Annotated in this window: 13 protein-coding genes; 9 read left to right on the top strand and 4 right to left on the bottom strand. The window is 64.4% G+C overall.

Annotated elements, in window-relative coordinates:
- Positions 1-153: 153 nt before the first annotated feature.
- The 6 genes from QTI04_RS02855 (at position 154) to QTI04_RS02830 (ending at position 6,793) form a co-directional block, all read left to right on the top strand.
- Positions 154-1,749 carry an FHA domain-containing protein gene (locus QTI04_RS02855; protein WP_286614124.1) on the top strand — a complete coding sequence of 532 codons (1,596 nt, stop codon included), beginning with the start codon at positions 154-156 and terminating at the stop codon, positions 1,747-1,749.
- Complete coding sequence (locus tag QTI04_RS02850; protein WP_286614123.1) at positions 1,746-3,137, top strand: protein phosphatase 2C domain-containing protein; 1,392 nt, start codon at positions 1,746-1,748, stop codon at positions 3,135-3,137. The genes QTI04_RS02855 and QTI04_RS02850 overlap by 4 nt, the downstream gene beginning before the upstream one ends.
- Positions 3,138-3,311: 174 nt before the next feature.
- On the top strand, positions 3,312-4,226 hold the full coding sequence (locus QTI04_RS02845; RefSeq protein ID WP_286614122.1) for an FHA domain-containing protein: 915 nt from the start codon (positions 3,312-3,314) through the stop codon (positions 4,224-4,226).
- A gap of 67 nt (positions 4,227-4,293) precedes the next feature.
- Complete coding sequence (locus QTI04_RS02840; protein WP_286614121.1) at positions 4,294-4,920, top strand: hypothetical protein; 627 nt, start codon at positions 4,294-4,296, stop codon at positions 4,918-4,920.
- A 2-nt stretch (positions 4,921-4,922) separates the two neighbouring features.
- On the top strand, positions 4,923-5,369 hold the full coding sequence (locus QTI04_RS02835) for a hypothetical protein (protein ID WP_286614120.1): 447 nt from the start codon (positions 4,923-4,925) through the stop codon (positions 5,367-5,369).
- A gap of 20 nt (positions 5,370-5,389) precedes the next feature.
- The gene (locus QTI04_RS02830) at positions 5,390-6,793 is read left to right on the top strand and encodes a serine/threonine-protein kinase (RefSeq protein WP_286614119.1); all 1,404 of its coding nucleotides are present in this window, start codon (positions 5,390-5,392) and stop codon (positions 6,791-6,793) included.
- On the opposite strand, the gene QTI04_RS02825 is transcribed toward QTI04_RS02830, so the two are convergent.
- From QTI04_RS02825 to QTI04_RS02815, 3 genes are all read right to left on the bottom strand, one after another.
- A complete protein-coding gene (locus tag QTI04_RS02825) occupies positions 6,790-8,097 on the bottom strand; it encodes a serine/threonine-protein kinase (RefSeq protein ID WP_286614118.1) in 1,308 nt (435 codons plus the stop codon). The genes QTI04_RS02830 and QTI04_RS02825 overlap by 4 nt on opposite strands.
- Before the next feature lie 39 nt (positions 8,098-8,136).
- Positions 8,137-9,642, bottom strand: coding sequence for a trypsin-like peptidase domain-containing protein (locus tag QTI04_RS02820; protein WP_286614117.1), 1,506 nt, complete (start codon positions 9,640-9,642; stop codon positions 8,137-8,139).
- 66 nt (positions 9,643-9,708) lie between these two features.
- On the bottom strand, positions 9,709-10,164 hold the full coding sequence (locus QTI04_RS02815; protein WP_286614116.1) for a D-Ala-D-Ala carboxypeptidase family metallohydrolase: 456 nt from the start codon (positions 10,162-10,164) through the stop codon (positions 9,709-9,711).
- Positions 10,165-10,379: 215 nt separating this feature from the next.
- Between QTI04_RS02815 and QTI04_RS02810 the strand changes: the two genes are divergently transcribed.
- The 3 genes from QTI04_RS02810 (at position 10,380) to QTI04_RS02800 (ending at position 15,542) form a co-directional block, all read left to right on the top strand.
- Positions 10,380-12,029, top strand: a complete 1,650-nt coding sequence (locus QTI04_RS02810; RefSeq protein WP_286614115.1) for an FHA domain-containing protein — start codon at positions 10,380-10,382, stop codon at positions 12,027-12,029.
- A gap of 368 nt (positions 12,030-12,397) precedes the next feature.
- Positions 12,398-14,731 (top strand): hypothetical protein, encoded by a 2,334-nt coding sequence (locus QTI04_RS02805; protein WP_286614114.1) that lies wholly within the window; start codon positions 12,398-12,400, stop codon positions 14,729-14,731.
- A 25-nt stretch (positions 14,732-14,756) separates the two neighbouring features.
- Entirely contained in the window at positions 14,757-15,542 is a 786-nt protein-coding gene (locus QTI04_RS02800; protein ID WP_286614113.1) for a BRCT domain-containing protein, read from the top strand.
- Between the two features lie 130 nt (positions 15,543-15,672).
- Here QTI04_RS02800 and QTI04_RS02795 read toward each other — a convergent pair whose 3' ends face one another.
- Complete coding sequence (locus QTI04_RS02795; RefSeq protein ID WP_286614112.1) at positions 15,673-16,461, bottom strand: DUF4157 domain-containing protein; 789 nt, start codon at positions 16,459-16,461, stop codon at positions 15,673-15,675.
- Positions 16,462-16,536 lie beyond the last annotated feature (75 nt).

Here is a 16,536-nt window from a genome sequence, read left to right as displayed (position 1 = left end):
ACAGTCGACTTTCAAGGGGCTATAACTTGCTGCGACGGCTCTCTGAAATCACGCTTGGACCGACGCCCCGCGCGAAGGCTCGACGTGGCCTGCGACGTCGGACCGCGACCGCGTCCAGCAACTGCCTTCCCATCGCGTCCAGGAGAGGGTGCAATGTCTCGAACAAGCATTCGCGTCACGCTTTGCACCGCTCTGTGTGCAGCCGGAATGGCCAGCGTGTTTGCACAGACCGAGGTGGTGTCGGCCAGACAGGAGAGCCCGGGCAAGGTTGTCGCGCGCACTCGGGTTGACGCCTCGGCGACCCCGCAAGCGAGCGAGTTCGCCATGCGCCTCGACGGGGCTGCCGAGATCCCGGCTTCGAAGCTGGACAAGGCGCCTCCCGAGGCCAACTCGGCCGCCCTCCTCATCTGCGTCGATCGCAGCGGGTCGATGGGTCCCGCGGCCATCAAGGCCATGCGAGAGGCGCTTCAGAAGGCACTGGTCCCGCGCAGCGGCGAGACGCGACTGCCCATGAAGGTCGCTATCGTGGCATTCGGTACGCAATCAACCCACCTGCTTGGCCTGTCCAGCGATCCTGCGTTGGTGGCGGATGCTGTCGGGCGAATCACGCTCGAACGCGAAGGCAAGACCCGCTTGAACGATGCTGTCGCCGGTGCCTTGGCGGAGCTGCGCAGCTCCGACGCGGCATGGAAGCGGCTGCTCGTCGTGTCCGATGGGAGCGATGAAGGCAGCAGCCTCTCCCGCGAAGCGCTCATCGAACGTGCCAGCGCGCGCCCCGCCGTGGCCATCGACGCGATCGGATTCGGCGCACTGGCGGCTTCCGCCGCCGGCGTGATGTCGACCCTGGCGGGGGCAACGGGCGGCCGCTTCACGGTCGCCAACAACCGCAACGAACTGGCCGATGCGCTCGGCAATTTCATCGATCGGTCCCTGCCACGACCGCTGTACGACATCACGTTCGACTATGCGACCGCGCCGGACGGGCGCAAGGCGGAGGCGCCGGCGCTGCTGTACCGTCCGAAGGAGGGTCCCGCGCATTCGCTGCCACTCAGGGCCGAGGTGGCCGCTGCTGCTGCGCCTGCGGGCGCTTCGACCACCGCCACGAGCACGCTCCCCGTTCCGCCGCCGACCGGGTGGTTCGCGACAGTTCGAGAATCCATTTCCCGCGCACCGCTGGCGGTCAAGATCGGCGTGGGCCTTCTTCTGCTCCTGCTGCTGCTGCTTGTCGTGTTCCTCTTCGTGCGCAGACGCAGAGTTGACGAACCCGATTTGGCGCCGATGCCACCACCGCCGCCGGTCGGCGCTCCGTTGCCCGAGACGCGTGTACCGCCGCCCGAGGGCGGCAGGCCGCCGCGTCCCACGCTCATCGCCTATCGCTGGCCGTTGCCTGGCGAGCGCAGGACGATCGCGATCGTCAATGGCTTGTCGGGCGTGGCGCACGGTATTCGATTTCTCGTCACCGCGTCACCGATCCGCATCGGCGCCGCATCCGACAACGACCTGGTTCTGAGCGGCGACGACTTCATCTCCGGTCATCACCTGGCCTTGAAGGCGGAAGGCAACGCCCTTTATGTCACCGACCTCGGTTCGCGCAATGGGTCTGAGTTGAACGGCGTCTCGTTCAATGGCAACACGCGATCCCTCTCGCCCGGCGATGTCGTGGCGCTCGGGCGCAGCACGTTCGAAGTCTTGAGTCCGGAGGCGATCGACAACGCCGCCCGTTCGGGGTTCGAACCTCGCGTTCGATGAACGGTGAACCCATGGGCTCCGCCGCATCGGCCTGGGTACGGGGCGCCAGATCGGAGACCGGCTATGTGCGCAAGGCCAACGAAGATCGCATGGGTTGGACGCCCACGGCGTTTGGCGATGTGTATGTGGTGTCGGACGGCATGGGCGGACACCTCGGCGGTGCGCTCGCGGCGGAGCTGACGGTTCGCTCGCTGCAGGAAGCGCTCGCAAAGATTCCGCCGGATTCGCTGCGATTCGCCGACGGCGTGCGCGAGGCCTTTGCCGCGGCCAATGAGGAAGTTCATTCGCGTCGCAATCCGAACGATCCCGAGACCTGCGAGATGGGCGCCACCGCGGTCGCGCTCATCACGTCGGACAAGCGCTTCATGGTCGCGCATGTCGGCGACAGCCGCGCGTATCTATGGCGTCGCGCCAGCGGTCTCAGGCAACTGACGCGCGACCACACCCGCGTTCAACGCATGATGGATGGCGGCTTGCTCACCCCCGAGCAGGCCGCCGTGCATCCCGATGCCAGCTTGCTGGACAGGGCGGTCGGTCATCAGCCATCGGTGCAGGCTGACGTCAGTGACTGGATGGCCGTCGACGCGGGCGATCGCATCCTGCTGTGTTCGGACGGACTGTGCGGCTATGTGTCCGACGAGGAAATTGCGCGCGTCCTGAGCGCGGCTGAAGACCCCCAGCGCGCCACCGATCGACTGATCGAATGCGCACTCATCAAGGGTGGTGAAGACAACGTCACTGTCCAACTGATCGGCTACCAGCGCAGCGGCGGGTGGCTGTCGCGATTCGTCCCGCCATCGCGCGGCACACTCTGGACGTCGCTGATTTCCGCAGCGCTGGGAGCCGCCCTGGCGGGGGGTGGCGTGGCCGCGTGGCTCTTCCCCAAGCTTGACCGGGTGCCAGCCGACACGGCCGTACGACCCGCCGCCGAGCCTGCGGCCGTGAGAACGCCTGCCGTGCCAGGGCAGCAAGAAGCGCAAAACTCGCCGACGCCAACGCCCACGCCAATGCCAACGCCCGATCGTGGCCAAGTTCGCGCTCCGGGTGCCTCGCCCACGCCAGCGGGTCCACGGGTCCCGGAAGCACCCGGCGCCGGAGTGCCAGAGCCTGGTGCGCCTCCCCTTCCCCAGATCAAGCCGCCCAGACAGTCCGGCGGCGCCTCGCGTCAGGGCGCGAAGGAGCCGCCGAAATCGAAGCGGCTCCCGCCTCCATCGCGAAACCAGGCGGCCGACGCGAGCCCTGGAAGCGGGTCGTCCGGAAGCACGGTCGAAGCCGATGCCGCAAGCAAGCGGCCGGACATCGCAATGCCTGATCAGACGGCGCCAACCGTGCCCGCGCCGGCCCTCCAGAAGCCGACGGACGCCCCGTCGGAGGTCATCAATCCATGAGGCGAATGCACTAGGACTGAAGGCCATCGTCGAGTTGGCATAGCTCGCCGATAGACCATCCGTCTGGGGTTGACACTGAATGGTTCGCGGCAGAATATGGATTCAACGATTTGCCTGCGTGGCGCGACATCTCGGTGAGTGGTTCGACATTCTCGTTAGGGAGGTCTTCCCATCATGAGTGATAAGTCTTTGTGGCGTGGCCTGGTGGGAGGTTTCGGCAACCAGTCGGCCAAGCCGCTCTCTACTTCGTCAAGGCGCTGCGAGGCCGGGCATCCGATGGCGCTCGACTGGGTCAAGTGCCCTTACTGCGAAGCGGAAAAGAACGCCGGCGAAAGAACCCAGATGGATCCGTCGACGAGTGCCACGCGCGCGTCGACCGCGTCGACCGCTTCGTCGGCCGCAGGGCCAGGCGCCACGCGAATCAACCCGACAGAGGATTTCGGCGGGTATGCCGCAGACGCCTCTCCGCCGGCTCGACACGCCACGGCCGGTCGTCGAGAAACCCGCATCGACATGCCGGACGCCGGACGGGTCGAACCTGTCGGCACGGCCGCACAGGCTTCCTCCCACGGAAGTCGCCCGCCGCGAGGCGCCACGAAGGTGCTGTACCCCGATGAAATGTCGTCGTCGCAGGCTCCCGTTCGTTCAAGCCACGGCCGCCGACTGACCGGCATTGTCGTGACCTTCAGCTGGTCGGGCCTGGGCACCTTGTTCGAGCTGCACGAAGGCCGCAACTACGTGGGCTCCGGCACCGTGAGCGTGGAGGGCAATCGTCCTTCCGACGTGATGGTGCCGGAAGACGACAAGCTGTCGAGCGCGCACTTCCTGATTCTTTGCCAGCGAGAGAAGTACCGCATCAGCGATTGCAACAGCACGAACGGCACCTACGTCAACGGCGAGCAGATCGACACCTTGGGCATCGACCTGTCCGATGACGCACTGATCCAGGCTGGTGCGACCCTGTTCACGTTCCGGAAGATCCGTCCGCCGGCGGCTGACCAGGGCAAGCTCCAGTCGACGGACGACGTGCCTTCGCAAAGCGAGGTGCGACCCGTCAGGGACAGAACGGACGAAGACCGGGCGAACTAGCCGTCATCGATGGCGAGCGCCGCGTCGGCCTGCTTGGCGTCAGAAGCTGGGAGCGATCAAGATGAACATGGAATGCACGAGATCAGGATGGTTGGTCATCAGCCTGGCGGCGTTGGTCGGCTGCCAGACGGCGCCTCAGACGGCGAGCTTGCAATGCGGCGCCGGTGCCGCAGCCGCGACCTACCTGATATGCAAGGCGACGGGACGATCCGATCGCGACTGCCTCACGGCGGGCGTGGTACTTGGCGCTGGCGGTGCCGCCATCTGCTACACCTATGCATCCAATCTGGACAAGAGAAAGCAGCAGCTCGCCGGGCATGAGAACAACCTCGATGCGCGGATCAAGTATGTGCGAGGCCTCAACGAGGACAGCCAGCAACTCAACGCCGAGTTGAGCAAGCAGGTGGCCGCCACCGCCCAGAGCACCGACGTTCTCGTCGCGCAGATCCAGCAAAAGAAGGTCTCGAACGAGCGCCTGGCCCAGGAGCGCGAGGCGCGCGACAACGAGGTCAAGGCCGCCCGCGAGCAAGTGGCCAAGGGCAACGAAGCGCTCAGGGAGGTCAAGGCCTACCGCACCCAGAACAAGCCGGCTTCCACCGAGCTCGATGCGTCGATCGCGAGGCAGGAGCAGTTGCTTGCCGAAGCGCAGCGGCAGGTCGATCTGCTCGCAGCGCAGCGAGCCAGGGTCGCCTAGCCATGCGTCGCATCCATGCGTCGATGATCTCCATGGCGGCCGCAGCCAGCCTCCTGGGGTGCGCGATTGCCGAACTCCAGTCGGACATCACCGCGACCCAAGGTCGCGTGGACGCGAAGCAAAGCATCCTCGCGTCGGAGGAGCAGACACAGGCCGAACTGACGAGGCAGAGAGATCAGTTGCGCACGGATCTGCGAAGCCGCCAGCTCAGCGCCAGCCAGCTCAAGGCGCGGCTCGACCAGATGAGCAAGGTGAACGATGCAGCGCCAGCGGCGACCCCGCAGGACCGGCAGCGAAAGAGCGACCGGGCACGTCGTCTGGCCGAAAGCACCAGGCAGGCGCAGGCGCTCGAGCAAGACACCAGCATCTCGCAGCAGGAGAAGGCCCGACGCCTGGAAGAGCTCAAGGTCAAGACAAGCAACATGCTTGATCTCCTGCTGAAGGGTTGACCGAACGCACACGACCGGCAATGAGATCGCAATCCGACAGCAGCCTGGTGGGCGGAGACACGATCGGGGGTCACTTCGTCATACGCCGCAAGCTCGGCGGCGGCGGGATGGGCGAGGTCTTCCTCGCCGAAAATCTCAACGTTCCGGACAAGAGGTATGCGATCAAGGTCTTGAGGCGGGAGTTCTCGGACCAGCCCCGGTTCGTCGCCATGCTTCGCGACGAGGCCACCAAGCAGTCGCGGCTCGAGCACGACAACGTTGTCGGCATGTACGACTTCCTGCTCTGGAATGACCACTACTGCCTGATCCAGAGCTACGTCGAAGGCAAGTCGCTGGCAGACATGATCGTCGAGTCACCCGGCGGACTCGCACTGACGGTCGCGTTGCCGCTGATGACGGGAATCCTGAGCGGTCTGGACCACGCGCACAAGATCGGCATTCTTCACTGCGACGTGAAGCCCGCCAACGTGATCGTGGCCAAGGATGATTCACGCCCGCGAGTCACCGACTTCGGCATCTCGCGCGACGTTGGCGGCAAGTCGCGCGACAGCGGCGTGGTCGGTGCCGGCACCGCGGAATACATGAGCCCCGAACAGGTGCTCAGCCCATTCGAGATCGACCATCGCTCCGACGTCTTCTCGGCGGGCGTGCTCTTCTTCGAGATGCTCTGTGGCCGCTTGCCGTTCGACGTCGATCCCGAACAGCACGGCGCGGCGCTGCCCCAGCTTCATCAGGACGCCCCGGATGTGCGCAGCTTCCGCCCCGATGTTCCGGAACCAATCGCGCGCATCGTTGCGACGGCCTTGCAACGCGACCCGGCGCTCCGCTTCCAGGGCTGTGGCGACTTCCGCAAGGCCATCGCCGATTACCTGTGGTGGCGACGGTTCATCAAGGTCCTCGTTCCCTCGCTCGCCGTCGCCTGCGTCATCGCCGCCATCGGCATCTTCGTGCTCCTTCACTGGCGCGAGGGCGTCAATCGGGAGGCCAGGATCAAGGAGAAGGAGAATGCGCTTCAGGCCGAGCGTCTTGCCGCGACCAAGGCCGACGAGGCCCTGGTGAGCGCGATGACGTCGCACAACCTGTTTTGCCGCGAGTTGAAGGAATACCACGCCAAGGAGCCGGGCCTCGACCTCGCGCGCAAGACCGGGGATCCCGATCGCGCGGAAAAGTTTCGCATCAGGCTGGCCGATATGAAGGTCAACATGGATCAGTACGCCACGAAATACGGCGAAGCCATGCAGCAGTTGGGTTCGATCGGACCTGCCGTTGTCGCCGCCGCGATCGCGAAGCGGTCCAGCGATCCCGTGTTCGAGCCCCTGGCCGGCTCCATCAAGGCCGATGACGCCGGCCTGCGGCAGCATGGCACGCTCGTCTCCGCCGCGGATCTGAAGGCGCGTTGCCCACCCGTCACGCAGTCGAACTAGCGCGCAGATCCAGGGCGCGGCGCTGTCGGCGCGCTGGCCAGTGCAACTTCGGCCGTTGGCGCGCCCACCTCGCCCACGAAGACGTAGCCGCGTCGCAGCAGGTGGCGCTCCCGCCAGCCGTTGCCCCTGAGCGCCGGCATCACCCAGACCATGGCGGCAACGACGGCCAGCAGGCCGTACAGCGCTATGGTGAGCCCATCGCGAGGCATCTGCGAGACCACGGCGAACATCGCTGCCACGACGACGATGCAGCCGATCCACGCCAGCGCGTACCCGGAAAGCCGCTTCGCGAACATCCAGACAACGCCCAGACAGAGCGCGGGCCAACTGAAGCCGATCTTCACGGCCTCGTCATTCCTGTGCGCATGCCGGTAGACGCTGTAGCGCCTGCGCACCGTCCGCGACGTCGGTGACGGAGGCGAAGGCGATGGTGGTGGCCTCCCGCCTTCGTCCGGCGGGTCGACGCCCGCCACCGCCAGCTCTATCGCCTGCCAGAACTCCGAGCCGCCCTGGAAGCGCTGTCCCGGATTCTTGCGCAAGGCTTTATGCAGCACGGCGCAGATTCGGACGTCAATGGCCGGATTGAAAGTCCGTGGGTCGGGCGGGTCCGTGTGCACGTGCTGCTGCAGGACCGCATAGTCCGAATCCGTCGAAGCGTCCCCGAACGGCACCCTGCCGGTGAGCATCTCGTAGAGCATGATCCCGGCGGAATAGAGGTCCGAGCGATGGTCAATCTGCTGCGGGGCCTGGATCTGCTCGGGGCTCATGTACTGCGGCGTGCCGAGTGTCATGCCAATGCCCGTCGTGCCGCGCCGCCCGATCTGCCTGGCGATGCCGAAGTCGCACAGCAAGGCCCGCCCCTCGCGGTCGATCAGGATGTTCGATGGCTTGACATCGCGATGGATCACATGTGACCGGTGGGCATAGTCGAGCGCCGAGAGGACCACCTTGAAGATCGGCAGTGCGACCGAAGCATCGAGTGCGCCATGCTCTCGCAGCATGTCCTCCAGCGACCGGCCGTCCACAAAGGCCAGCGCCATGCACAGCGCGCCATCCGTCTCGAAGACCTCGTGCACCCGCACGATGCCCGGATGGTCGAGGCGTTCCAGCACCCGACCCTCTTCCCGAAACCTGTGGCCGAGATCGGTCTGGTGGACCAGGTCCTGCCGGAGAACCTTGAGCGCAAAGCGCATGTCCGCATGATGGGGATGGACGGCCAGAAAGACCTCGCTCATTGCACCAGCGCCGATCTTCCTGACGATGCGGTAGCGCTCGCGAAGCACCCTCCCCGACAAGTCGACCATGGCAGGCGCTCCTCGCAATCACGGCCCGGCGACAGGCCGTCATCCCAACGTCAGTTCGAACACGTTGTCGCGACCGAGGCGAATCGTCTGTCCGGGTTTGCACATCAAGGACTGGTTCGCGCCGAGCCGGGTCCCGTCCGGAACGGTGAAGGTTCCGTTGCTCGAACCGAGATCCGTGACCTTGAAGCGCCGGGCCGGTTCGTCAAAGGAGATCGAGCAATGCCTGCGACTCAGGTCGCTCTCTGCGGCGAAGGTGAGATGCCCGTTGCCTCCGCCTTCACGGCCAAGAATCAATCCTTCCGCAGGGATGGGCACCGACACATTCTTGAACTGGCCCGCCCGGCCCATGATCGTGGCCTTGGGCAGCGCGGCACGTGGCCGTGCCGCCGCCGGAGAGGCCGAGGGCGTCGGTGCTGCCAACGTCGGCCGCGAAAACTTCTTGAACCCCACAAGGATCAGTCCTGCGAGCAGGGCCAGCGCTGCTGCGGCCACGCCGGTCGTGGCCAGCCCTCGGTTCTCCTCCATCCAGCCCGCAGGGGTGCGGCGGATCTCGGGAAGCGGCAAGCCCAGGTCCTGCATCACCGGAATCAGGACGTCGATGTTCTGCGCCCAGCCAATGCCGGTCCCCTTCCTGGGCACGAAGGTGTTGATGCCGAGCACATCGCCAAACTGGTTGTAGAGCGGCCCCCCCGAGTTGCCGGGACCGATGGCGGCATCGGTTTCGATGACAGGCGTGCCCTTGAGGCCCTTGGCCCGTCCCTCGTCCGACAAGAATGGAGACTCGCCGCCGAGCTTGCTCACGATTCCGCGCTTCATCGTGGGCACATACTTGTTGGACTCGACCGTGGCCGAGGCTCCCGGGAAGCCTACGGCGTAGACCTGGTCGTTGACTTGCACGGAACTGCCGGTCGCGAGCGTCACCGCCAGCCGGTTGGGGATCGGCCTGTCGAGTTTCAGGATGGCCATGTCGACGCCGGTAGCCCTTGCATTGCTGCTGCTGGTCTGTGAATTCCAGGCAATGCGCGTCACGTCGAATCGAACGGGCTCACTCGAAACCTTGCCTGGCACGACGACGTACAGCTTCTGCGTGATGCTGGGCGCCCTCGCCTTGGCTTCGGACGCGGCAATCTTCGTCACGCGGTCGAGCAGGTAGCGGCGCCCGAACTCCTTGTCTTTCTGCACGCGGTCGAGCAGATCGGGATTGGCGTCGAGCTCCTCCAGGATGAGTCGCGGGACCTTGTTCTGACTCAGCTCGCCGACGAACCGGTCGAACATCACCTTCTTCGTGACCTCGAGCCGTCGCTCCGGATTGCATTCGGTGACGACATGGTTGTTGGTCACGACGTGATCGGCAGCGGCAATCAGAAATCCTGAGCCGCTCTCGGCGGTCGAGATCTCGCCCTCGAATTCCACGTCACATTGGACGTGCACCACGCCTGCGAGCATGCGATCGGTGGCCGCGCTGTGCTGGGCCCATGCGAGGGCGCACCAGGGCATCGCGCAGGATGCGAGGAACTGAGGAACAAGCCATGACCAACGGCTCATGGCAAGGGCCTGCGCGAGCGGGCGAACCCGGGATTGGCCAGCGCCGGCGCCTGCGGCTTGCTCATCTCATGCCACCGGATTGAGCCCTTGCGCGTAGCCCTTCGATGCGCTCGCAATCGTCAGGTGCTGTCTGCGCGCGACACTGCCGGGCGCCGCGAACGCCACGTGACACCACTTGCCGAATTCATGAATGATCTGGTCGGTCTCCAGATCCTGCTCGGCAATCGCCCGACAGACCTCGAGGGGCGAGCCGAACTGGGGACAGACGATGTCGGCGGCGAGCCCCCTGACGTGGGCGCTGCTCGATACGCCGCCAACCCGGGCGTTGAGCGCGGGGCTGCGGTAGCCGCTGTTGATGTGGATGGGACGCGATCCGACCGCCAGGCGGACCAATTCGAGGCCCTGCGCGAGCCGGCGGAGGTTCTCGATGACGGCAGGACCTGGCGAATTGTTGATGCCAGCTCGTGCTGCCACCTCCGACGCGATCAGTTCCTCCAGCGAGAAGTTGGGCGACAGTTGCATCGATGGCTCCTCTTCGATTGACAGCCGCCTTCCGCGACTGTCGAGAGTGAAGATACGCGCTTTCAAATGGCACGTCATCCCGAACATTGGGGGTATGACAACTGGAGAGTGGCGTACCCGGAAAGCCGGTGGCGTTCGCTCGTTTGGTGGATGGCTGAACGCAATGCGGTGCCTATACTTTCAGCGTTGCGTGCGCACGCGCAACGGGAGCAAAGATGACGATTCCGACCCCGGCCATGGTCAAGGACATCGATCTCTCGCGGCAGGTGAGGCGCATGCGCATTGTCCGTCTGATGGACTACGGCCTGGTGTTCATGTCGATTCAGGTCATGCTGCAGAGCCTCATGAGCCTCGTTTTTGACGAGAACGACATCACGGGGTACTTGGTCCATCTCGCCTTCATCGGCGCCGCCTCTGCCTGCTTCTGGATCGGCTTGCGCAACATCGGGTCGATTTCAAGCCGCACCTGGACTTCGTACCTCTGGATGCTCGGGCTGCTGCTGCCGACGAGCATCGCATTGGTCGTGCTCATGTCCAGCATGGGCGCGTCGGATCCGGCCAGCGTGTTGTCGACGATGACGTGGGCCTTCGTCGCGGTCTGGTGCGTCGTCACCCTGATCGCATTGCTCGGACTCCGGTCGATGAAGCCTTCGGGCATTGACGTGAACCTTCGGACCCTCGCGCGGTCGATGGCCGACGACGGACGCGTTGCATCGACACCCATCGACTTCTCGCAGATCAAGCGCGTCAACCTCGGAAAGGGGATTGCCTTCGGCGCGCTGGGCTGCGTGGTGCTGCTGGCTTCGGCATACGGCTATCACGTGGCAGCCCCGAACTTCAACGAGTCGGCCAAACAGGTGCAGGACGTGGGCAAGTTTTTCACCCTTGTCGACTGCATTGGCTTCTTCCTGCTCGTTCGCATGCGGCGGTACTTCCAGGTCGATGCCGATGCTTTGCTGCGTGTCGATCGAAGACCGCCGATTCTCTTTCTTCGCTCCTTTGAAGACGACGAGAAGCTGACGTTCGCGCAAAGCGGCGAGGCCCTCTTCGACTACTCGCTGGAGACCCGGCTGTCCAGGCACTTCGTCCATTTCGGCCCCTTCGTCGCCATCGGTGCGCCGAGCGAGGAGTTGCCGATGCCGGGCGCCGCACGAATCCGGCTCTCGGACGCCGATTGGCAAGCACAGGTCAGGCGTTGGATGTCCAGCGCACAGGTCATCCTGATGTATTGCGGGAATACCTTCTGGGTCAACTGGGAGTTGGCGATGCTGGCGCGCAAGGGCTATCTCCACAAGGTGATCGTCCTGTTTCCGCCCCGACGCGGATGGGCCCAGCGCACGAAGAAGCTCATCGACGACATCCAGAAGCGCCTGGCCGGTGTCAGGGCCGCGCTGCGGGACACGCGGTGGGCCGACGCGGCGGCCGTTCTGCTGCCCGAGAAGGATCTTCGCGCATTGCTCTTCCATCCCGACGGCACGCTCACCGCCGTTCGCAGCAAGCGCGAGGATCGCGATGCCTATCACCTCGCCGTACTCGTCGGCCACTACATCCTGGGCGGCGTCACCGTGCAGGCAGTCCTCTGCCTGAGGAACGCCTCAGGACGATGGGATCGATGGCCGATCCATCCCGGCACGATGCACATCGGTGCCGGCAGGCAGAACGACATCGCACTCGGGGACGACGGATTCGTGTCTGCCGAGCACGCGCGCATCGATTGCACCGGCACGAACCTGGCGATCGTCGATCTTGGGTCCAGGAACGGAACCTACGTCAACGGCGCCGTTCTCCGGGACGGCGCACGCACAGTTCGGCCTGGCGACGAGATTCGCATCGGGCATTCCGTCTTCGAGGTGCGAACGTCATGAGCCCGAACCAGCCATTGGTCGGCGGGCCGGGGCCCAGGGTCACGGCGACGTGAGGAATCAGGATGCCCCAACGCGCGACAGTTCCGGCGAAACACGGCGCGAGAGCGATCGAGGCGACCCACTCGGCGCTCCCGGTGCCAGACGCCCGTCCGCAGCCGCGCACCCTGCAGGCTCAACTGCTTCATTCCCAGAGAACCGTCGGTAATCAAGCCGTCCAGAGATTCATCCGCTCCGGCCTGCAGCAGCCAAAGGGGCCGAGCGAGGCGCAGGCGCAGCGGCAGAGTGCCCAGGAGGAGGTACGCCCGCCACTGCCCGGCCGCAACCCGGTGACCGGGCATCCAGCGCCCGTTCCGCCAGCAAGCCCGGCCATGCGCGTCACTGCGCTGCCGCGACATGCGTCGAACTCCCCACGCATCCAGAACGCCTGGTACAACTTCGACATTCCGTTCACGGACTACCAGTTCGATCCGAGCCTCGAGGGCATCAAGACCGCGGCCACCGTCGTCAAGGACAAGGCGGTCGAAGCCTTCGACTGGATCGTCGACCAGATCAAGGACCTGGTGAACTCGGGCATCGAGTGGCTGAAAGACAAGTGGAACTCGATCGAAAGCTTCGCGACCTCGGCCCTCGACGCCGCGACGAAGTCGTTCACCAACATCGTCGGCTTCTTCAAGAATCCGCTGGGCTTCCTGACCAATGCGCTCATGAGCCTCGACGCCCAGGCGATCGAGAAGGCGTGGGCAACCTTCTCGGGATTGATCTCGACCGTCGCAAACGGCTTCAAGGCGATGACCGACACATTGTTGACGCAGGTCAACAAGGTCTGGGGCGGCATCAACAGCTTTGCCACTTCGCTGCTGGGTCGGGTGTCCGGCCTGACCGAGAACTTCCTGTTCAAGAAACTGCCCGACGCCCTGCAGAACGTCGCCTTCACCTTCGTCAACAAGCTCAAGGCCCTATGGAAGAGCATCAACGATGCCTGGACCAAGCTCTTCAACAAGGTCAAGGCCTGGATCGATGGTGCCATCGACAAGGTCTTCGGCTTCGTGCGGAAGGTGCTTTCGTTCGGCATCAACGTGCTGGTTTCCGGAATCGTCCAGTTCGGCAAGATCATCCTCTTCCTGAAGGATCTCTTCGCCAATCCGATGAAGTACGTCGAACTGCTGGCACAGCGCAGCGTGCAGGCCTTCGAGGGCGTCGAGACCCGCTTTGCCGGCGTCCTCGGCCAGTATTTCGGGGGCGGCAGTGCGGCAAAGACGCAGGCGCCCGGCACCACGACGATTCACCGCGCGCCGGCCGAGATCAAGAGATCGGCCTCGTGGGGCGACATCGGCCACGGCATCGCCGTCACGATGGGCAAGAAGTGGGACGAGTTCAAGGCCAACCCGATGGCCGTCGTCAAGCAGTTGTTGATCGACCTGATCTTCCCGATGGTCGGCAACATCAAGGACGTCATCGAGCTGTTCACGAACATCAAGAAGGTTGTCACCGGCCCCCTGAGCGCGGGGTCGCTCGATGAGTTCTGGACCAGTTTGCTGCTGATCCTGGACATCCCGATCATGATCTACCACACGGTGGTCGGCATCCTGATGCGCACGCTCATGGTGCCGCTCATCGTCGCCACATTCATCCCACACCCTCTGGTCAAGGCTATCGCTGCGGCGGTCGGCTACGCCTTGCTCGGCGGCTTCGTGCGGGCCGAGATGATGAATCTCGCCCACAAGCTGTTGCTGTTGAAGACCGGCAAGACCACCGAGGCGCAAAAGGAGGAAGCCTACAACCGCATCGCCGACAGCCTCATCGCGCTCGCGATGACGGCGGTGATCATGATCGTCATGCTCATCTTGCACTTCATCGCGAACCTGATGAAGGGGGTCTACAACTTCGTCAAAGGCAAGGTGTTCGGCGTCGAGAAGCCAGCACCGGTGGAGGGCAAGGGTGAGTCAGCCAAGAGCAAGAGCTCCGAGGTGGTGGAGTTCGAGGAGGCGAGCATCGACGGAAAGCGCAAGGTCCGGGTAAGGGAAGATGGCGTGTGCGAAGTCTGCGCGTCGCCATGCGATACGCTTCGTCGAAAATATGCGGACGAGATCGCCAACAAGCCGGAGATCGAAAAGCGCCTAAGCGAGATTGAATCTTCGGTCGATTCGAAATCGAACAAGGCGAGACGGTATCGGCAGGTCGAGCAGGACTTGGCGGACGTGCGCAAGGCCGAACGCCTTGCGCAGGAACCCAAGCGACTGCGGGACGTGTATTCGGATGAATTGGCCAATCCCGACAACGCGGATATCAGGGCGCGCCTAGACTCAGCCGAGAAGATCACCGATCCGGCAGCCAGGCAAAAAGCCCTGGCCGACGTTCAGCAGGAGCTGTCGAATGCCAAGCATCCCACCAAGCAAGGCGCCTATCATGGCCCCAAGCCGAAGTACACGAATCCAGGTTCGCATGTTCCGGGCGATCCGAATTACCGGGGTGGGGGCAGCATGACAACGACGCTTCCGGCCGACGCCGAGGCGGTGTACCAAAGTGCAATCCCCGATGCCGCCGGCAAGAACTGGTACGGCCGAAATGCCAGCGGGGAGGTGTACCGCTACCAACCCAACGGTGGAAGCGAGGGCGGCGTCCACTGGAACGGTCGGGAGAGTTCGCCTCGCGGCTTGGTCGTCCCGCCTGAAGTGCGCGCCAGATTCAGAGCGAGCGAGTAGTGGCGTTTTGCAGGAGCCTATGCGAATGAAGATGTTCGGGTCCACGGAACGCTTCGGCATTCAGACCGAATTGCTCGAGCCTGCTGGAGAATTCGTCGTAGTTCACATCCGTCTGTGGGCCGACGGCATGCAAATAGGAGACTACCAACAGCCGGTGTTATTGAGCCCGATCGCCGATTTTTTTCGCGCAACGATTCGACGCAGCGATCTGCGCGCGGACGCCGAATTGGCGCTCTTCCCTCCGGAAAGAGTCCTCGAGGCGGTCAAGGCCTCGCTGTTCACTGACGACGAAGTCAAGTCGCCGTCCCAAGGCCTCCGGAACGAGCGATTGGAGAGTTTTCGCGAAATCTGCATCTGTCCCAACGGTTGCGCGGCATTTGATGGCGAGATGGCGGTCCTGCTCCAGCGCGCAGGGGCGGAGTCGTTCATCTGGCAGGACTTTGGAGACAAACGCGTCCGCGAACTTCGCCTCATGACCGGAGACTATGCGACCGTCGTCCGAATGTTCCTGGGGTGGGCGGATTCATTGACGGGCCACGATCCCTCCAGCGATCACTTCGCCGGCAGATCATTTGTCATTGTCGGAAAGCTGTCGAAGTCTCATTCCGACATTGAACGGATCATTCGACGCCTCGGAGGAAGAGTCGACTACGCAGTCTCCGGACGAACGTCGTACGTGTTGGCCGGGCAGTCCATGTCGCAGGAGCCGCGTCAAGTGCAGAAGGCGCGCGCACTCGATGTGCCGTTGTTGTCCGAGGCTGAGTTCGAGAGCCTGCTGCCACCACAGTCCAGCGAACACAACCCGTCCTGATCCGCGACGGACATCGACAATCGGCGGGCGTCCAGCACGCCGCTATCCACCGAGTGCCCACACCGGCAAGCTGCCGCCATCACCATTGCGGGCTCTCGCGAGTGGCGTTGTTCGCCGCCGGCGGCGTGGCCTATTCCTGCTTTTGCTCGTCTTCGTCGCGCAACAGGCTCGTCGCATCCGCCTTCATTTGGACCTTCTTCTTTTCCTCATCTTCCGACACCGGCGCTTCAGGCTGGCGTTGCACCGCGTGCTCCTGCGCCATCACCGCGCGTGCCATCTGGTCGGCCTCGACCTCGTGCGGGTCGCCGGGTTGGCTGACGGTCATCTTGCGTTGCACGCCATCGCCGTTCTGCTGCACCACGTGGGTGAGTTCGTGCGCCAGCAACTCGCGCCCCGACGACGTGCCGGGGCTGTATTCACCCTGCCGGAAGAACACGTCGCGCCCGGTCGTGAACGCGCGTGCGCTGAGCGCCTGGCTCAGCCCATCGGCTCGCGAATCATGGTGAATGCGCACGCCCGAGAAGTCCGCGCCGAACGCCGATTCCATCCGGGTCTGCGTGCCGTGGTCCATCCCCTGTCCACCGCTGCGCGCACCGTCGATCGACCGCTCGATCGCATCCGTACTGCTCTCTGCGCCGTCCGCCTGGTCGCCCGTCGCCCGGTGGATCACCTGGCCGACGTACTGGTTGCCGAATTCGCGTTGCAGGTGCCGCAGCGAGCGCTGCAGCATGGAGCCGTCGCGAAGGGCCGATCGGCTGACGCTCGCCGCGTGCGCCGACGCGCAGGACGAGTCGCCAAGACGGCAACTGACGCCGCCGGATTCGTCCGCCGCGCGCTGCGCCTGAGTGGCGCTGCCCGTTGCGGGCTGGGTTGCGAGAAATGAAAGAGCCTGCCTCTGGGCGATGTCGTAGTCAGACACGGTGCCTCCTTTCGGCCGCCATGCGGTCATGTCCACGAGAACGCCGCTCGTCGCGAGCGGCGCGTGAAAATGTCA

This window comes from Variovorax sp. J22R115 (assembly GCF_030317005.1).
In the GTDB taxonomy this organism is placed as follows: Bacteria; Pseudomonadota; Gammaproteobacteria; order Burkholderiales; family Burkholderiaceae_C; genus Variovorax.
Note: the sequence above shows the minus strand (reverse complement) of the source record. Positions and strands in the feature narration are given on the sequence as shown.